Origin of the sequence: Falcatimonas sp. MSJ-15, assembly GCF_018918265.1 — a bacterium.
GTDB lineage: Bacteria > Bacillota > Clostridia > Lachnospirales > Lachnospiraceae > Falcatimonas.
In genome coordinates, this window is sequence record NZ_JAHLQC010000003.1 from 88,663 (window position 1) to 107,331 (window position 18,669).

Genomic DNA, 18,669 nt, shown 5'->3' on the forward strand with positions numbered 1-18,669 from the left:
GTATACAATGCCTTTATAAAAAATGAGGCATTACTATTAGGAGGAAAAATGAAAAAGGCTAGAAAATTAATAGCGGTTTTACTCTGTTTTATTATGACATTTGCAATGATGGCATGTGCTAAAAAGGATACAGAGGAAGAATCGACAACATCAGTTGAGAATCAGAGAGTAATCATAGGAACAGTAGCAGGACAGAATGTATATCTTGATGAAGCTAAAGTATATCTTCGAGTTACACAGTTAAGATATGAACAGTTATATAGAGAAGATCTTGGAGAAGAACTTGACAATGATCTATGGGAGACTGTTATTGAATCTACAGGCAAGACACTTGGCGAGACAGTTAAGGACGAAGCAATGTCACTTATTGTTCAGACTAAGATTATACTTGCACATGCAGACGAATATGGAATATCACTTAGTGTTGAAGAAGAAGATGACATAGCAAGAAAAGCAGAAAGTTTTATGAATAGTACATCAACAGCATTTGTTAATGCAAGCAGTGCGTCGGGAGCTGTTATGAATCAGATATATACAGAGAATGCAATAATTGATAAGGTATACCAAAAAGTATGTGACGGTGTAGTGCTTGAAGGAGAAGAAGCAGCACTTCGCCAGATTAATATTAAATATGTTGACATCAGCCTTACAGATGGTCAGACACCTATAAGCGTGCAAGATGCCAAGAATATAGCAGAATCAATCAAAAAGAAAGTAACAGAAGGTGCAAGCGTTGAAGATGCAGCAGCAAGTTATGGATACTCAGCAAAAAGTGCGAGCATAAGCACAGATGGTTCTGACAATGCAGTCAAACAGACAGCTATGGAACTTAAGACCGGAGAGATGGGAATAGCACAGACAGATTCAACAGTATATATGATATATTGTGAGAATGAGAATGATTCAGACGCAATCGCATCAAAAGTTGAATCAATGTTAAAAGACAAGCAGACAAATGAATTTAAGAATATTTTTGCACAGTGGGAGCAGGAAGCAGACAAAAATATAAGCAAAGATTTATGGGAGGGGCTTAAGTTAGACTTTATCTTATCAAAACAGATAGAAGACGAATTAAGAAGTAAAGGTGAAGAACCGACAATAACAGATATCTTTGGTGGATTTGATACAGATGATAATGTAACACAAGATTAGAAGATAAAATGTGATTAATGATAAGCATTATCATTATAGATAATAAGATAGAAAAGGACGGTGCTGCAATGTATAAAATATATAGCATGGAAGACGGATATCTGAAGGAGACAGATGAATTAAAAGAAGACGTATGGATCAATATGCAGCAGCCAACTATGGACGAGAGCTGTAAGATAGCTAATTATTATAAAATTGATTTTGACGATATTATTGCAGCACTCGATGATGAGGAAAGCTCACGAATATCAGTTGAAGATAATTATACAATTATACTTGTCGATGTTCCTATTAATGAGACGAGAAATGAGAAAAGAGCATATACAACAATTCCTCTTGAGATAATTCTTCTTGATAACTCAGTTATTACAATATGTGCAGAAGAGACATCAGTTATCCATGCATTTACCAATAAGATAATTAGAGATTTTACAGTCAAGAAGAAGATGCGTTTTATCTATCAGATAATATACAGAGCGGCACTTGAATACCAGTCATGTCTTCGTAATATAGATAGAAGAAGAACTGTAATTGAGGAAAAAGCAGTAAAAAAAGAGACAGATGAAGGAGACTTAATCGAACTTCATGAACTAGAATCCAACCTTGTATATTTTGAGACATCACTTAATGCCAACAGAGTTGTTCTTGACAAGATGGTTCGTAACAGCCGAATCAAGCAGTATCAGGAAGATATGGAATTATTAGAAGATGTAATTATCGAGAACTCACAGGCGGTAGAGATGGCTAACATATATAAAGACATCATACATGGAAGTCGTGATCTTATATCAACAATTATTAATAATCAGCTTAATGATACGATGAAATATCTTACAATAATAACAGTAGTAATGGCTATTCCTACAGTTATATCAGGATTATATGGAATGAACGTTGATACAGGCGGAATGCCATTTGCACATATAGATATGGGATTTGGAATAATTACATTGTTAATAATGTGTATCTGCATACTTGCATTAATATTTATGAAAAAAAGAAGAATATGGTAAGAATGTACCAGTATAAAGACATCTTCAATCATCAGATCTATAAGAACTGATAAGAAATAAAAATTAAGATGCATAATAAGAATTAAGCTAAGAAAAAGAAATAAGATAAGAATTAAGAATTTGCAATTATCTTGTCTTATGATATATAAGAAAGGAAAATAATTATAATATGACTACAGAAGATTTACACTCGTGTGGTGCGATATATTTTGCTAATATTAGAGAAGGATTTGAAAGATACAGACATCAGACAGTAAAACTGAATCGTCAGGCAGCAGTTAATATGATAATGTCTGAGATAAAGCAGGGAAGTCAAGGATACATAGACTTTTATTATTACAAACTTGAAGATGAAGCAAGAGCAAAAGTCGATGAGATGCTCGATGAAGATGAGAAAGAATATTTAGAAGAATTATCAAAACAGGTGGAAGATAAGGAAACTGATATAGTCTTTGAACTAACAGAAGAACTCTTAGACATCGTAACCAGACTAAATGAGATGGAAACTCTCTTCTCAACAATCTACCTTGTCGGCAACACCAGAAGCACATGGTGGGGCAACTATAATGGAGAATATGTTATATTCACAGAGTAATCCATGAATAATATATAATACAAATATGTACAACGCCCCCTGAATCACAAGGATAGGGGGCGTTTGTAAGTTTAATGCTTGCCACGTGTAAAGAAGTCTTTTATAAGTGCAGGATGGAATAATAGTAACAATGGGAATAATTCAAGTCTTCCTGCAAGCATATCAAACATAAGCACATACTTAGTAAGCGGAGACAGGAATCCAAAGTTACAGGTAGGACCGGTTTTACCAAGACCGGGACCTATATTGTTTATACAAGTTGTTACTGAAGTAAAGGTTGTTATAAAGCCGTGCCCTTCAAGAGATACAAGTAATGTTGATATTACGAATAACATTATAAATGTTATAAAGTATACATTGATTGAACGGATAGTCTCATGTTCAACAGGTTTACCATCCATCTTAATCTTCTTAACACATCTTGGATGAATAAAAGATGTAATCTCTTTGAATATAGTCTTGATGGTTACAACAAATCTGGAAACTTTAATACCACCGCCGGTACTTCCTGAACATGCGCCTATGAACATAAGAAGAACAAGGATAGCTTTACTAGTCTCATCCCATAAGTCAAAATCAGTAGTTGAAAAACCGGTAGTAGTTATAATTGAAGAAACCTGGAATGCAGAATCAGTAAGTGCAGTACCAAAACTTTTTGATATTCCAATAATTCTTATTGTAATAATAGCAGTAGCAGTAAGAATTATTATAAAATACCATTTAACTTCATCAATTAAAAAAGCCTTTTTATCACGACTAAAAAGCAATATGTAATAAGCATTGAATGATACTCCAAAAAGTGTCATAAATATAGTAACTACCCATTTGATATAGAGAGAATAGTTTGCCATTCCATCATTTTTTATACTAAATCCACCGGTTCCGGCAGTACCAAAACTTATTGTAACAGAATCAAATAGGTTCATTCCGCCAAATAATAAAAGAGCTATCTGAATCAAAGTAAGACTAAAATATATAATATATAGAATTCTTGCTGTATATCTTACTTTTGGAACAAGCTTACCAACAGTAGGTCCGGGGCTTTCTGCTTTCATAAGGTTGATGTTAGAGCCACCACTTAATGGAACAATTGCAAGTAAGAATACTAATACACCCATACCACCAATCCAGTGAGTGAAACTTCGCCAGAAGATAGAACAGTGACTAAGACTCTCAACATCAGATAGAATACTTGCACCAGTAGTTGTAAAACCTGATATAGTCTCAAATAAAGCATCTGTATAAGAAGGAATCTCACCTGTAAGTACGAAAGGAATAGCACCAAACATACTTAGAAGAATCCAGCTAAGAGCAGTTGTAACACAGCCTTCTTTGGTATATATAAGGTAGCTTTTTGGTTTCTTCCTAGACATAAGAAAGCCTATAACTTCACACAGAGCAGCTACAATTAAAAAATATATACCATTTCGTTCCTGATAGAACAATGCTACAAGACATGGAAGAAGCATAAGTGCTCCCTCTATAATAAGTATATGTCCGAGGACATAACGTATAATTGATTTATTCATACTAATAAAGCCTCCACTACGCAAGAATGTCACGAATATCATTAAATCCTGTATGAGTTGTAAATATCATTACAGTGTCACCAGTCTTTATGCAATCCTGACCAGAAGGAATTATGATATCGCCATTGCGGTTAATGAAAGAGATAAGAAGATTATCCTTTAACTTAAGCTCCTTAAGTGGAATATCATTAAGTTCAGTATCTTCGGATATTCTGAATTCAATTGCTTCAACATTCTGATCAAACATATGATAAAGTGTTTCAATATTACTATTCTTAGAATTAGTCTTAGCTCTTACATATCCAAGAATTGTCTCGGAAGTAATATATTTTGGATAGATAACACTTCCAAGATCAAGCTGTGAGATAACTTCTCTAAAAGTAATACGGTTAATCTTAGTAATAACTTTTGCAGTTGATACACGTCTTGCATATAGAGTAAGAAGAATATTCTCCTCATCAATACCTGTAAGAGCGACAAAAGATTGTGCATTACTTATGCCTTCTTCCTTAAGAAGCGCTTCATCAGTACCATCTCCATTAATAATGATAGCTTCAGGCAGGAGAATGCTAAGTTCTTCACATCTGGCTTTATTAAGCTCAATAATCTTTACAGAGATTCCCATAGACAGAAGATCTTTTGCAAGATAATAAGCAGCTCTTCCGCCACCGATAATCATAGTCTGTTTAACCTGTTTGGTATTAAAACCTATCTTGTTAAGGAACTTTCTTGCGTTCTCTCTGTGAGATACAAAAGAGATAATATCACCGGCATTAATCTTAAAATCACCGGAAGGTATATATACATTATTCTCTCGCTCAACTGCACATACAAGTAAGTTAGAGAAAATATTCTGACTTAGATTAGCAACTGTAATTCCGTCAAGTATATTGTGGGCAGGTACTTTGAACTTGATAAGTTCAGCCTCACCATGAGCAAATGTATTAATCTCAAGAGCTGTTGGCAGATATAACATTCTTGCAGTCTCTTTGGCAGCTTCAAGTTCAGGATTAATAATCATTGCAAGACCAAGTTTCTCACGAAGATAACTTACTTCCTTGCTATAATCAGGGTTTCTTACCCTTGCGATTGCAGCACAGTTACCAACTTGTGTTGCGATTGTACAACATAGAAGATTAAGTTCATCAGAGTTAGTAACAGCTATAATAAGATCTGTATCTTCAATTCCAGCCTCCATCTGAACACTATAACTTGCACCGTTGCCAATAATTCCCATAACATCATGCAGATTAGTAGTCTCTTGTACTCTTACTGCGTTAGTATCAATGATAGTTATGTCATGTCCTTCTTTGCTAAGTTGTTCGGTAAGCGTACGTCCAACCTTTCCACAGCCAACGATAATAATACGAAGTCCCGTTTTGTCGTTTGCTTTATGTTCAAACATCTTGATAATCCTCCTAAAAAAAATAATGCCTAAAAAGGCAAATATAATATAACCTTGAATATAACATCTAAATGAAAAAAAAGCATTGTACAATATACATAAAAATACTATGCTTAAATCAGTAATATTATAGTATAGAAACAACGTTTTTGGCAAATATCTGGTGAATGTGGGGAAAATTATTTTATTGGTCTTTTGAAATAATATATCATGTGGTACAATGAATATAGAAAAAAAGGAGTGATACAATGCCGGAACTTAGCAGATTTGGTGGAATGGTTATTTATATGTTATTTATGGACACAAAACAACATAATAAGCCACATGTACATGTGTACTATGGGGACTATGAGGCTGCAATTGGAATAGATGGAGAATTATTGGCAGGCGCTCTTCCAAAGAAACAGTTAAAAATGGTAGTAGGCTGGTTAGCATTTCATGAAGAAGAAGCATATAAAGCGTGGAACTTAGCTGTTAGAGGAGAACATTTTGAAAAAATAGCGCCTATGTAAGGAGGTATACTGATATGTATGTTATTGATGATGTGTGTTATGCAGGAGAAGTAGTGCCGGATATTAGAGTAAAAGATGCTACTGTGCTTAGAGGAGGTATACTTTTAATTACATTTTCTACAGGAGAACAAAGACTATTTGATACTACATTATTGAAAGGTTCTGCATTTGAACCTTTAAAAAATGAAAAAACATTAGCAGATTTTACAATTTTTCATGGTGTTATGACATGGATGAATGGTGATATTGATATTGCACCAGAAACTATGTATGCAGATAGCTATCCATATACATCCAGAAATGCATATATCGCAATTGGATAAAAATAGTATTTTATAATTGAAAAGTTCGTAATATTTCGTGAATATGAATATTACGAACTTTTTCAATTATAAAAGTGTTAGCAAATATTAATTGCATACATGCCCCACCCCCGGCATAGATTGTAAAAAAGCAAAAAAGGAGTCCGCTTTGAAAGACTATATTGAAGAACGGGCAATAGAAATCGGCGAATATATTATAAGTTCAAAAGCGACAGTAAGACAGACAGCCAAGAGATTTGGAGTGTCAAAGTCAACTGTACATAAGGACTGTACCGAACGACTCGCAAGAATAAATCCATCACTTGCAGCGGGTGCGAGAAAAGTACTAGACCTTAACAAATCAGAACGCCATATAAGAGGCGGAATAGCTACAAGAGAAAAATACGCACATATGCATACACAGGCATAATATAAAGATGAATTTAGACCGATAATAGGATGAAAGCATGTAGATGATTAAATGATGATCTGCATAAAAATAGCAAAGAATAATTCCGAAAAGTTCCCATAAAAGGGGAGATGGCCGGCAATATATAATTACCGGCCATGAGTTATGAAAATGTTAGCGTTACAGTACTATGTAACACAAAATGTGAAGTTACACCTACCGTGTAACACAAGTGTATTGTAAAACACAAATGTGACGAATGTATGAAAAAAAATAAAAAAAATTGCAAAACCTTAAATTTTTTTTAATTCCGCAAAAAAGTCCTTTTAAAATGGTTGATCTTTGTATATAATGGGGTATAGGTGCGAAAAAACCGGACTTTAAATAAGAAAGCATAAGCACTATATGTTTTGCGTTGTAAAAAGACGACAATAATAACCTTAGAATATATATCTTTAACTTGAAAGGGGATAAATATGTTAACAACAGATATAGGAATTGATTTAGGAACAGCCAGTATACTTGTATATGTAAAAGGAAAAGGAGTAGTATTAAAAGAGCCATCAGTAGTGGCTTTTGATAGAGATACTAATGATATAAAAGCAATTGGTGAAGAAGCAAGATTAATGTTAGGAAGAACACCTGGTAATATTGTGGCAGTAAGACCATTAAGACAGGGTGTTATCTCAGATTACAGAGTCACAGAAGTTATGTTACAGTACTTTATAAGAAAAGCAGTTGGTAAAAAGACATTTAAGAAACCTGTCATAAGCGTATGTGTACCTAGTGGTGTTACAGAAGTTGAGAAAAAGGCAGTAGAAGATGCAACACTTAATGCCGGTGCAAGAAAGGTTGAGATTATAGAAGAACCTATCGCAGCAGCAATTGGTGCAGGAATAGACATCACAAGACCATGCGGTAATATGATAGTAGATATCGGAGGCGGTACTTCAGATATAGCAGTTATATCACTTGGAGGACCGGTAGTAAGTACATCAATTAAGATTGCCGGAGATGATTTTGACGAAGCAATAGTACGTTATATGCGTAAGAAACATAATCTGTTAATCGGTGAGAGAACAGCTGAAGACATCAAGATTAAGATTGGTTCAGCTTATAAGAGACCGGAAGTAGCAACACTTGATGTAAGAGGAAGAAATCTTGTAACAGGACTTCCTAAGACAGTAACAGTTACTTCAGAAGAGACAGAAGAAGCTTTAAAAGAGACAACTTCACAGATAGTTGAAGCTGTACACAGTGTATTAGAGAAGACACCACCAGAACTTGCAGCAGATATTGCAGACAGAGGTATCGTTCTTACAGGTGGCGGAAGCTTACTTCAGGGTCTTGAAGAATTAATAGAAGAAAAGACAGGCATTAACACTATGACAGCCGAAGATCCTATGACAGCAGTAGCAATAGGAACTGGTAAATACGTTGAATTCTTAAGCGGCAACCATAAAGACGAATAGGAGGAGTCTCAATGGTTAGAGGTTTGTATACCGCTTATACTGGTTTAGTTAACCAGCAGAAACGTTTAGACGTTGTAAGTAATAATTTAGCTAATTCAGCGACTACAGGATATAAGAAAGAAGGCTGTACGACACAGTCTTTTGATGAAGTAATGGCAACAAAAGTAAAAGATTCATCTGAAGCATATGTTAATCGTAACATAGGTAATCTTACACTTGGAGCAAAGATAGGCGAGACTTATACGAACTATGACCAGGGCTCATTTAAGAATACAGGCAATACCCTTGACTTGGCATTAAGCGGTGAAGGGTTTTTTGCGATCTCTTTTACATCAAAAGACGGAGTTACATCAACTAAGTATACAAGAGATGGTTCATTTACAATGACTAAAGAAGGCAATCTTGTAACTAAAGATGGTGACTTCGTGCTTAATGATGGAGGAAGCGAGATAATAATTCCAACTAACGCATCAGAGATAACAGTCAACGAACTTGGAGATATCTATGCAGATGGAGAATATGTAGATACACTCTCACTTGTTGATTTTGAAGATAAGAACTACCTCACAAAATATGGTGAAAATATGTATGATACAGTTGAAGGATATCAGATTTCTGACGATAAACCAACTGTAGTACAGGGCTATCTTGAGATGTCTAATGTAAATGTAGTATCCGAGATGGTAGACATGATAACTATATCAAGAACATTTGAAGCTAACCAGAAGCTTGTCAATGCGATAGATGATTCACTTGCAAAGACAGTTCAGCTTGGAAGTGTTAAATAGAGATAACTATTATCAGTGAGGAGGAATAGTATATGATGCGTTCATTATGGACTGCAGCGTCAGGAATGACAACACAGCAGTTAAATGTAGATACAATAGCTAATAACCTTTCTAATGTTAATACAACAGGTTATAAAAAAGAAACAGCAGAATTTAAGACTCTTTTATATCAGACAATACAGACTAAGACAACATCAGCTAATGGCGAGAATAAGCCAGTTGGCGCACAGGTTGGTCTTGGTGTCAGAAACAGTTCAATAACATCACATTTCACACAGGGAGCACTTAATGCAACAAGTAATACACTTGGTGTAGGAATAAGTGGCGATGGTTTCTTCTGCGTACAGAATGCGAATGGAGAGACATGCTATACAAGAAATGGTGATTTCAAACTTGGTGTAACTAATGACGGATTTATGCTCTGTACATCAGAAGGATATCCGGTACTTGACGACACAGGTGCACCAATCGAATTCTCAAGCGATTATGTAGCGAATAAGTTAACAATAGATACTAATGGACAGATATGCTATCCAGATGCAAGTAATAATCCACAGCCAATAGGTGTAACAATCGGACTTGTGCAGTTTACTAATGCATCAGGACTTAATAAAGTAGGCTCAAGTCTATATATGGAATCAGATGCATCAGGCGAACCACTTAACGAGAGCGAGAATACAGACCTTAAGAAAAGTGAACTTCGTCAGGGATATCTTGAAGCATCTAATGTAGACGTAGTAGACGAGATGGTTAATCTTATTGTAGCACAGCGAGCATACGAGATGAACTCAAAAGCAATCACAACATCAGACGATATGCTCTCACAGGCGAATAACCTTAAGAGATAGAATATGTAATTAGAAGATTTTCATAAAAAATACGCCAGACAATTTTACTATATTATTGCAAAAATCACAGCTCTTAATATAGTAAAATTGTCAGGCTGCGTTATCTTGATATTTTAATTATAATAGATAGGAGTGAAAAGCATGAGCATATCAATCGGTAGTGGAAATATAACATCTGCGTATGCTGATATATATGGTACAGGCAGTGCATCATCATCAAAGACAGAAGAAGTCGCAAATAAAGATTATTCTAATGCAACCGAAGAGGAACTTATGGATGCCTGCAAAGATTTTGAAGCATATTTCCTTGAACAGGTATTTAAGGCAATGGAAGCAACTGTTGATAAGAATGAAGATTCCAAGACATCAGGTGTGAATGTGATGGACTATTTCGGAGATACATTTTATCAGGAGATTGCTGAGCGAGCAACAGAAGGCGAAGGCATTGGAATTGCAAAGATGCTTTATGAACAGATGAAGCGTAATTATGACATTTAAAAATTAGTTGTAAAAAACTTCCCTGACAAAACGCATAGATTTGTCAGGGAAGTTTTTGGTATATGACGAGTAAAAATTCTTTATTTACAAATCCCCCCAATACTGTTATACTATTACAAGTTTGCATATTTCTAAAACATCAAATCCTATTGACAATTCCATAAAAAACATTCAATATAATAATATTAAAATTATGAGACCTGTACGAAAGCACAACAATATAATAAGACAAGAATAGGATTGCACTTTGTACATACAAAACGGCAATTTTAGGATTACATAAATAAAGTCAGAGACAACCACAAACTCAGGAAAGAAGTGAGATAATGTCAGCCATAGAAGGATATGTTGAAAAAATTGTATATAGAAATGAAGACAATGGTTATACAGTACTAACTGTAACAGACAAAGGAGATGAAGTTACAGTTGTAGGTTCATTTAACTACATCGGAGAAGGCGAATTATTGTATGCAAGCGGAGAGTATACAACACATCCGATGTATGGTGAACAGCTTGTAGTAAGCGAATATGAGATAAAAGCACCAAAAGACACAGTTGCAATCGAGAGATACTTAGGATCAGGAGCAATAAAAGGGCTTGGAGCATCACTTGCAGCAAGAATAGTAAGAAGATTCGGGCTTGATACATTTAAAATAATAGAAGAAGAACCGGAGAGACTTGCAGAAGTCAAAGGAATAAGCGATAGAAAAGCGATAGAGATATCAGAACAGATAGAGAGCAAGAGAGATATGCGAAAGGCTATGATATTCTTGCAGGAATATGGAATATCAATGAATCTCTCAGCCAAGATATACAATACATACGGTCCGAATATGTATACAATAGTTAAAGAGAATCCATACAAGATGGCAGATGATATACCAGGAGTCGGCTTTAAGATAGCAGACGATATTGCTGTAAAAGCAGGAATAAGAAGCGACTCTGATTTTAGAATAAAAAGTGGAATACTCTATACACTTATGCAGGGAAGTGCCAATGGGCATACATATCTTCCGGTAGAATCACTTCTCAATCATGCAAGAGAACTATTATGTCTTGACATCGAAGATATAGACAGATATCTTATGGATCTTCAGATAGAGAAAAAAATAGTAGTAAAGGAACTTGAAGGAATAAAAATAGTCTATACATCACAACTATACCATCTAGAACTTAACGTTGCAGGCAGACTTAGAGAACTTGATGGCAAATATACAATAGATGAGTCGGAATTCACAAAGAATATGGCGATGATAGAGAAAAATGAGAATATATCACTAGATGATATGCAACGCAGATCAGTAAAAGAAGCGATGGAGAATGGCATACTCGTAATAACAGGAGGACCGGGAACAGGTAAGACAACTACAATTAATACAATAATCAAATATTTTGAACTAGAAGGTCTTGAGATAATGCTTGCAGCACCAACGGGAAGAGCAGCAAAGCGAATGAAAGAAGCAACCGGATATGAAGCACAGACAATCCACAGAATGTTAGAGATTAATGGTGGAGGTGCAGACGATACAATGTCTAATGCCAATGCACACTTTGAACGTAATGAGCAGAATCCATTAGAGACAGACGTTGTAATAATAGATGAGATGTCTATGGTAGATATAGGACTTATGAACAGTCTTTTAAAAGCGATAGCACATGGAACAAGACTTATACTTGTAGGAGATGTCAACCAGCTTCCATCAGTAGGACCGGGTAATGTCCTAAAAGACATAATCGACTCGGAAGCATATAGCACAGTAAAACTTACTAAGATATTCCGACAGGCAACGACCAGCGACATAATAGTCAATGCACACAAGATTAATAAGGGAGAAAAAGTAGACCTAACAGCTAAGAGTCTCGACTTCCTTTTTTTAAAAAGAAATGATGCCAATGCAGTAATAAGTGCGATGATAACACTGATAAAAGAAAAACTTCCAAACTATGTACATGCCAAACCATTAGATATTCAGGTACTTACACCAATGAGAAAAGGTGCACTTGGAGTAGAAAGACTTAATACAATACTTCAGGAATATCTCAATCCAAAATCACCGGATAAGATAGAAAAAGAAACGGCAAATGGATTATTCAGAGTAGGTGACAAAGTAATGCAGATTAAGAATAATTATCAGTTAGAATGGCGTATAGGCAACAGTACCTTTTCAACCGAAAAAGGGCTTGGAGTATTCAATGGAGACTGTGGAATAATAAGGAATATCAATACTTTTTCAGAAGAGATAGAGATAGAATATGATGAAAACCGTTTTGCAACATACAGTTTCAAACAGCTAGATGAGATAGAACTTGCGTATGCAGTGACAATTCACAAATCACAGGGAAGCGAATATCCGGCAGTTATAATACCACTTCTTACAGGACCAAGAATGCTTATGAATAAGAATCTATTATATACAGCAGTAACAAGAGCAAAGACCTGCGTTACAATAGTCGGAATGCCACAGACATTCTATGATATGGCATCTAATGAAAGTGAACAAAAGAGGTATTCAAGCTTATGGGCAAGAATAAAAGAACTATCATAGATTATATATACCCTCCAAGATGTCCTATATGTGATGACATCTTAGAGGAGGGGAAGAATATTCCATGTCTAAGATGCAGACATCATATAAGATATATCACATCGCCAAGATGTATGAAGTGTGGCAAACAGATAGAAGATGAATATACAGAATACTGTTATGACTGCCTTAAAACAAAACATTATTATACAAAAGGAATCGCAGTATGGTCATATCAGGACTGCATAAAACAGTCCATCTACAATTTCAAATATAATAATAAACGTGAAAATTCCAAATTCTATATAAATGAGATATTAAGAATATATGAAAAACAGATAAGACAATGGAAAGCAGATGTCATAATTCCAATTCCGCTGCATAGAATAAGAGAGAGAAGACGTGGATATAACCAGGCAAGGCTCATAGCAGATGGAATATCAAGACAGTTAGAGATTCCGGTTAATAATAATATTCTAATAAGAACTATTAATACACGTCCCCAAAAAGAATTAAATGATAAAGAAAGAATTAAAAATCTTGCAGGAGCATTTGCACTTACAGATACTTTCAAAAAATCACATACATCGCATAACATAAAGAAAGCAATTCTTATAGACGATATATATACTACAGGAGCCACGATGGATATATGTGCAAAGCTGTTAAGGGAAAGTGGCTTTGAAGAAATATATTATATATGTGTATGTACGGGAAAAGGATATTAAGGAGGAAGTATCATGGATGTAAGAAACTGTAGAAGCTGCGGAAGATTATTTAACTACATGGAAGGTATGCAGATATGTCCGATATGTCGTGAAAAACTTGAAGAAAAATTTCTCCAGGTAAAAGATTATATCAGAGAAAATAAAAATGCTTCAATATCAGAAGTAGCTAAAGCTAATGATGTAAAGATATCGCAAATTGAAAAATGGATAAGAGAAGAAAGACTTGTATTTGCAGCAGATTCGCCACTTGGAATAGAATGTGAGAATTGTGGAGCACTTATTAAGACAGGAAGATTCTGTAAGAACTGTAAAGACAGTATGGCACATAATCTTAGTGCAGCAATAGAAAAACCTAAGAAGATTGAACCACCAAAAAAAGAAGTAAAAGACAGAGCGAAGATGAGATTTCTTGATCAGTAACTGACTATTCCAACAGGCAAGCCTATGGTTTATATCACGAATTAATAACGGGATATAGAAAAATATAGTGAGCAAGAAATGAAAAATGTGTGAAAATTGTGTGAAAACAGGACTGAAGACCTAGAAAATACAGGGTTTCTAGTCCTTTTTTACTATAAAAAAACGGTGGGAATAGTATAATATAATAATTTTTAGGACCGATATTTTATGTAGAAAAAATTAGTAAAAAGAGAGGTGTATAATATGCGAATAGATGCTTTTAATCAGATTAATCAGATATATAAGGCAACAGAGACAACACAGGTAAGAAATGTTTCTAAAGCATCTGCGACAGACAAATTGGAGATATCACAGACTGGAAGAGATTACCAGATTGCGAAAAAAGCATTAGAAACAGTTCCCGATGTAAGACAGGATAAAATAGATGCAGTAAAAGCCAGAATTGATTCAGGCAATTATGATGTATCAGCTGATGATTTTGCGAACAAATTGTTAGAAAGTTTTAGAAAATTAGATTTCTAAGTGAGGGGATAATATTTGGCTAGTTTGATAGAAGAATTAATAGATGTATTACAAAAAGAGAATGAAGAATACCAAAAATTACTCGCTATATCGATGGAGAAGACACCGGTTATAGTAGAGGGCAATATTACAAAACTTCAGGAGATTGTTGCAAGGGAGCAGGAAGTAGTTGACGTAATCGGGCCTTTAGAGAAAAAAAGAATAAATGTTTTAAATGGAATTGGTAATGTTTTAAACAAAGACCCCGATAAATTAAGTGTTGGTAATTTGATAAAACTAATGGAGAAGCAGCCAAAGTTTCAAAAACAGCTTACTGATATCCACGATGCATTGAAATATACTCTTGACCAGATGGTAACAGTTAACGAAAATAACAAACTTCTACTGCAGCAATCTCTTGAGCTTGTAGAGTTTGATCTTAATATAATGCGTGGTTTCAGGAGCGTTCCGGAAACTGCTAACTATAATAAAGGTGCATACAACGAGATTGGAAGCAACTTAGGACGAGGCTACTTTGACACTAAACAGTAATTAAAGGCGGTGAAAAAATGGCAGGAACAATGTCCGGGCTGTCAGTAGGTGTCTCTGGATTGCAAAAAAGCCAGACAGCACTTAATACAACGGCCCATAATCTTTCAAATGTTAATACGAGCGGTTATACAAGACAGCAGGTACTGTTTGGAGACAGCTCATATAACAATCTTAATGTGACATCAGTTGGAACTAATCAGATAGGTATTGGTGTAGACATAACACAGATACGAAGAGAAAGAGACGATTTTCTCGATAAGACATACAGAAGACAGACAGGCAGACAGGCATTTTACGAGACACAGTATGAAGCGATATATGAGATACAAAATGATCTCGGCGAACTATTTGGAGAGAATTATGGTAATGTTCTTAATGAATTATGGACATCACTTCAGGAATTAAAAAAAGCACCGGATGATTCAGTATACAGAGCTTCAGTTGTAGAAAATGCCGTTAATTTCACACAGAGATCCAAAGCAATATATGACCAGTTAAAAGCATATCAGGAAAATCTAAATACTAAAATCCAGACTACAGTAGACAGAATCAATACACTTGCAAATACAATATATGATATGAATAAGAAGATAAGTCAGGTAGAATCAACAGGAGTTGAGAATGCTAATGATTACAGAGATACAAGAGATTCTGCACTTGATGAACTTTCAACACTTATAAAAATTGAATATGAAGAGACGACTAATGGAGTAGTCAATGTCTTTGCGGAAGGAGTCCCACTTGTATACAGTGATTTTTGCCTCGGTATGTCAACAGAATATATTGAAGGAACAGCACTGTTAAAACCGGTATGGGACTTTTTAGATGGTAAGGAAGTATTTAATCTTGACGCAGATATAAAATCTTCAGACGAATCTGATTGTGGAAAATTAAAGAGTATGTTACTCGCAAGAGGCGATGGCGCCTTAACTTACAAAGATTTAGACGAAGACCAGGCTAATGGAACTAATAAAATACAGATGAACACATCATCAATATCAGCAACAATGGCAGTCTTTGACAGACTTGTTAATGGTATTGTAACACATATCAATGATATGTTATGTCCTAATACAACACAGACTAATAACTTTAACTTCACATTACAAAATGGACAGACCGGAACATATAGGTATGATCAGGCAACACAGACCGGCAGTATCACATATACAGATCCTAATACAGGTAAGACATTAAAAGTTGATGGTGTTCTCTTCCTTGATACAGACAAAGCGTCATTCAGTCAGGATGGAAGCGTGCAGGGAACAGAATTATTCGCAAGAGCTGATACAGAGAGATATACAGTTATAACAGGTAGTGATGGTAATACATATTATCTGTATAATGCACCGGGACAGGCAAAAAGTGCTAATCCGGATGATCTTAACGGATTATATACAAGTGCTAATCTTACAGTAAGAGAAAGCCTTCAGGATAATACAGCACTTTTACCTTTTACAAAAGCTAATGGTGATAATGATCAGGAGCAAATAGATGCAATATGCAAACTATGGGAAGATGCATTCGCAACAGTCGGCAATGAGACAACAACAGAATATAGATATACAGACTATTATCAGAGTTTTGTTAACAGACTTGGTAATCTTGGAAGTACCTATAATAATGTTGCAGAGAATCAGTCAAGTGTATCATCAACAATAGATGATAAACGTCAGGGAGTTGCAGGCGTTAACTCAGATGATGAACTTACGAATATGATAAAATTCCAGAACGCCTATAATGCGGCATCAAGATATATTAATGTTGTAAGTGAGATGATAGAACACATCGTAACACAGCTTGGCAGCAGATAAGGAAGGTGATAGACAATGCCATCAACATTTTTTGGACTGACAATCGGTCAGAGTGGGCTTAATGCATCACAGATTGGAATTAATACAACCGGTCACAATATATCTAATGAGAATACAAAAGGATATTCAAGACAGGTTACAGATATGCAGGCATCAACACCTATCAGATCATACTCAAGCAGTGGTATGATGGGAAGTGGTACAGATGTAACAGGAATAAGCCAGATAAGAGAACTATATTATGATAGAAAATATTGGGGTAACGAGACAAACTATGGAAGATATGAAGCACTAAGTGGTTATATGCAACAGCTTGAGAACTATTTTAACGAGACTAATCTTGAAGGCTTTACAAAAGAATATGATAACGTATTCACATCACTTGAAAGCCTTAAGAACAATAGTTCATCAACGTCATACAGAGCAGCATTTTTACAGTCATGTGTAAGCTTTACAGAATATCTTAATACATTATATAACAACGTATCTAACATACAAAGTGACCTTAATCATCAGGTAGCTGTAACTGTTGACGAGATTAACAGCATAGCAGCGAGCATAGCAACAATTAATAAGCAGATTAACACCGTTGAGATGAATGGAAGTTCAGCTAACGATCTTAGAGATAAAAGAGCACTTCTTATAGATCAGTTATCCGCAATCGTTCCTGTTGAAGTAACAGAGAAGAGTCTTGGCAATGGTGTAACAACTTATGATGTTAAGATATGTAATCAGGATCTTGTTAATACATATAGTTACTATTCATTAAAGACAGAACCAAGAGCTGACAGAGCCAATGCAAGTGATATAGAAGGTCTATATGAGATAAAATGGGCGAATGGTAACGACTTCAATATGTACAGTTCTTCAGTTAATGGCTCATTAAAAGCACTTATAGACATGAGAGATGGCTGTAATGGTGGTTTTGAGAAAGAGACAAACCTATTAGATGGGAATGGCAACGTTGTAACAGATGCCAATGGTAATCCTGTAAAAACATTACAGATTGATTATGGTACAGGCAAGTTAGTCACAACTTACAAAGGAATACCATATTATCTAAATCAGTTAAATCAATTTGCAGAAGAATTTGCAAAAATGTTTAATGATATAGTAACAGATGGAGAAAGTCAGGACCTTGACGGTAACGCAGTAACTAAGAATCTGTTTATTAACAAATATGATCAGGCTAATACAATTACTGCACTAGGAATAAAAGTTAATGACGAATTCCTTAATAATCTTCGCCTCCTACCAACAGGAACTAAGATGGTTAATGGTAAAGAGAACACAGATGTAGTAGATAAGATGCTTCAGATTAAGAAGTCAGATTTCCTAAACAGTGATTCACCAGCGGGATATCTTGAATCGATAGTTGCACAGATAGCAACAGATACTAAGATAGCAAGAACATTCGAGAGTAATTACTCAAGCATTGAGACTATAATAGACAAGCAGAGAATGTCAATCTCAGGAGTAGACAGAGATGAAGAAGCAATGAATCTTGTAAAATATCAGAATGCGTATGAATTATCATCTAAGATGATACAGGTCCTTACAGAGATATATGACAGACTCATATTAGAGACTGGCGTATAGCAGTGAT

Annotated in this window: 19 protein-coding genes; 17 read left to right on the forward strand and 2 right to left on the reverse strand. The window is 35.2% G+C overall.

From position 1 onward, the window contains the following. Window positions 1-48 precede the first annotated feature (48 nt). The 3 genes from KQI85_RS02755 (at window position 49) to KQI85_RS02765 (ending at window position 2,760) form a co-directional block, all read left to right on the forward strand. Window positions 49-1,152, forward strand: coding sequence for a hypothetical protein (locus KQI85_RS02755; protein WP_216574570.1), 1,104 nt, complete (start codon window positions 49-51; stop codon window positions 1,150-1,152). A 68-nt stretch (window positions 1,153-1,220) separates the two neighbouring features. Beyond that, window positions 1,221-2,165: a magnesium transporter CorA family protein gene (locus KQI85_RS02760; RefSeq protein ID WP_216574571.1), complete on the forward strand. Its 945-nt coding sequence runs from the start codon at window positions 1,221-1,223 to the stop codon at window positions 2,163-2,165. Window positions 2,166-2,334: 169 nt separating this feature from the next. Beyond that, window positions 2,335-2,760 (forward strand): hypothetical protein, encoded by a 426-nt coding sequence (locus tag KQI85_RS02765; protein WP_216574572.1) that lies wholly within the window; start codon window positions 2,335-2,337, stop codon window positions 2,758-2,760. Window positions 2,761-2,831: 71 nt separating this feature from the next. Here KQI85_RS02765 and KQI85_RS02770 read toward each other — a convergent pair whose 3' ends face one another. Next, window positions 2,832-4,289, reverse strand: coding sequence for a TrkH family potassium uptake protein (locus KQI85_RS02770; RefSeq protein ID WP_216574573.1), 1,458 nt, complete (start codon window positions 4,287-4,289; stop codon window positions 2,832-2,834). A gap of 16 nt (window positions 4,290-4,305) precedes the next feature. After that, window positions 4,306-5,694 (reverse strand): Trk system potassium transporter TrkA, encoded by a 1,389-nt coding sequence (gene trkA, locus KQI85_RS02775; RefSeq protein WP_216574574.1) that lies wholly within the window; start codon window positions 5,692-5,694, stop codon window positions 4,306-4,308. 248 nt (window positions 5,695-5,942) lie between these two features. Here trkA and KQI85_RS02780 point away from each other — a divergent pair, with 248 nt between their 5' ends. The 14 genes from KQI85_RS02780 to flgK (KQI85_RS02845) all read left to right on the forward strand — a co-directional run bounded on the left by KQI85_RS02780 (window position 5,943) and on the right by flgK (KQI85_RS02845) (window position 18,662). Next, complete coding sequence (locus KQI85_RS02780) at window positions 5,943-6,206, forward strand: DUF4160 domain-containing protein (RefSeq protein ID WP_216574575.1); 264 nt, start codon at window positions 5,943-5,945, stop codon at window positions 6,204-6,206. 14 nt (window positions 6,207-6,220) lie between these two features. After that, window positions 6,221-6,529 carry a DUF2442 domain-containing protein gene (locus tag KQI85_RS02785; protein WP_216574576.1) on the forward strand — a complete coding sequence of 103 codons (309 nt, stop codon included), beginning with the start codon at window positions 6,221-6,223 and terminating at the stop codon, window positions 6,527-6,529. A 148-nt stretch (window positions 6,530-6,677) separates the two neighbouring features. Further along, a complete protein-coding gene (gene spoIIID / locus KQI85_RS02790; protein WP_216574577.1) occupies window positions 6,678-6,938 on the forward strand; it encodes a sporulation transcriptional regulator SpoIIID in 261 nt (86 codons plus the stop codon). 455 nt (window positions 6,939-7,393) lie between these two features. Beyond that, complete coding sequence (locus KQI85_RS02795) at window positions 7,394-8,389, forward strand: rod shape-determining protein (protein ID WP_216574578.1); 996 nt, start codon at window positions 7,394-7,396, stop codon at window positions 8,387-8,389. Between the two features lie 11 nt (window positions 8,390-8,400). Further along, on the forward strand, window positions 8,401-9,177 hold the full coding sequence (gene flgF, locus KQI85_RS02800) for a flagellar basal-body rod protein FlgF (RefSeq protein ID WP_216574579.1): 777 nt from the start codon (window positions 8,401-8,403) through the stop codon (window positions 9,175-9,177). 32 nt (window positions 9,178-9,209) lie between these two features. Further along, entirely contained in the window at window positions 9,210-10,025 is an 816-nt protein-coding gene (gene flgG, locus KQI85_RS02805; RefSeq protein WP_216574580.1) for a flagellar basal-body rod protein FlgG, read from the forward strand. A 141-nt stretch (window positions 10,026-10,166) separates the two neighbouring features. Further along, on the forward strand, window positions 10,167-10,523 hold the full coding sequence (locus KQI85_RS02810) for a rod-binding protein (RefSeq protein WP_216574581.1): 357 nt from the start codon (window positions 10,167-10,169) through the stop codon (window positions 10,521-10,523). Window positions 10,524-10,849: 326 nt separating this feature from the next. After that, on the forward strand, window positions 10,850-13,069 hold the full coding sequence (locus tag KQI85_RS02815; RefSeq protein ID WP_216574582.1) for an ATP-dependent RecD-like DNA helicase: 2,220 nt from the start codon (window positions 10,850-10,852) through the stop codon (window positions 13,067-13,069). Next, window positions 13,042-13,776, forward strand: coding sequence for a ComF family protein (locus tag KQI85_RS02820; protein ID WP_216574583.1), 735 nt, complete (start codon window positions 13,042-13,044; stop codon window positions 13,774-13,776). The genes KQI85_RS02815 and KQI85_RS02820 overlap by 28 nt, the downstream gene beginning before the upstream one ends. A 12-nt stretch (window positions 13,777-13,788) precedes the next feature. After that, a complete protein-coding gene (locus tag KQI85_RS02825) occupies window positions 13,789-14,196 on the forward strand; it encodes a flagellar protein (protein ID WP_216574584.1) in 408 nt (135 codons plus the stop codon). Between the two features lie 243 nt (window positions 14,197-14,439). Beyond that, window positions 14,440-14,718: a flagellar biosynthesis anti-sigma factor FlgM gene (flgM, locus tag KQI85_RS02830; protein ID WP_216574585.1), complete on the forward strand. Its 279-nt coding sequence runs from the start codon at window positions 14,440-14,442 to the stop codon at window positions 14,716-14,718. Between the two features lie 15 nt (window positions 14,719-14,733). Further along, window positions 14,734-15,249: a flagellar protein FlgN gene (locus tag KQI85_RS02835; RefSeq protein WP_216574586.1), complete on the forward strand. Its 516-nt coding sequence runs from the start codon at window positions 14,734-14,736 to the stop codon at window positions 15,247-15,249. A 17-nt stretch (window positions 15,250-15,266) separates the two neighbouring features. Further along, window positions 15,267-17,063, forward strand: a complete 1,797-nt coding sequence (gene flgK / locus KQI85_RS02840) for a flagellar hook-associated protein FlgK (RefSeq protein ID WP_216574587.1) — start codon at window positions 15,267-15,269, stop codon at window positions 17,061-17,063. Between the two features lie 15 nt (window positions 17,064-17,078). Further along, entirely contained in the window at window positions 17,079-18,662 is a 1,584-nt protein-coding gene (gene flgK / locus KQI85_RS02845; protein WP_216574588.1) for a flagellar hook-associated protein FlgK, read from the forward strand. Window positions 18,663-18,669: the final 7 nt, after the last annotated feature.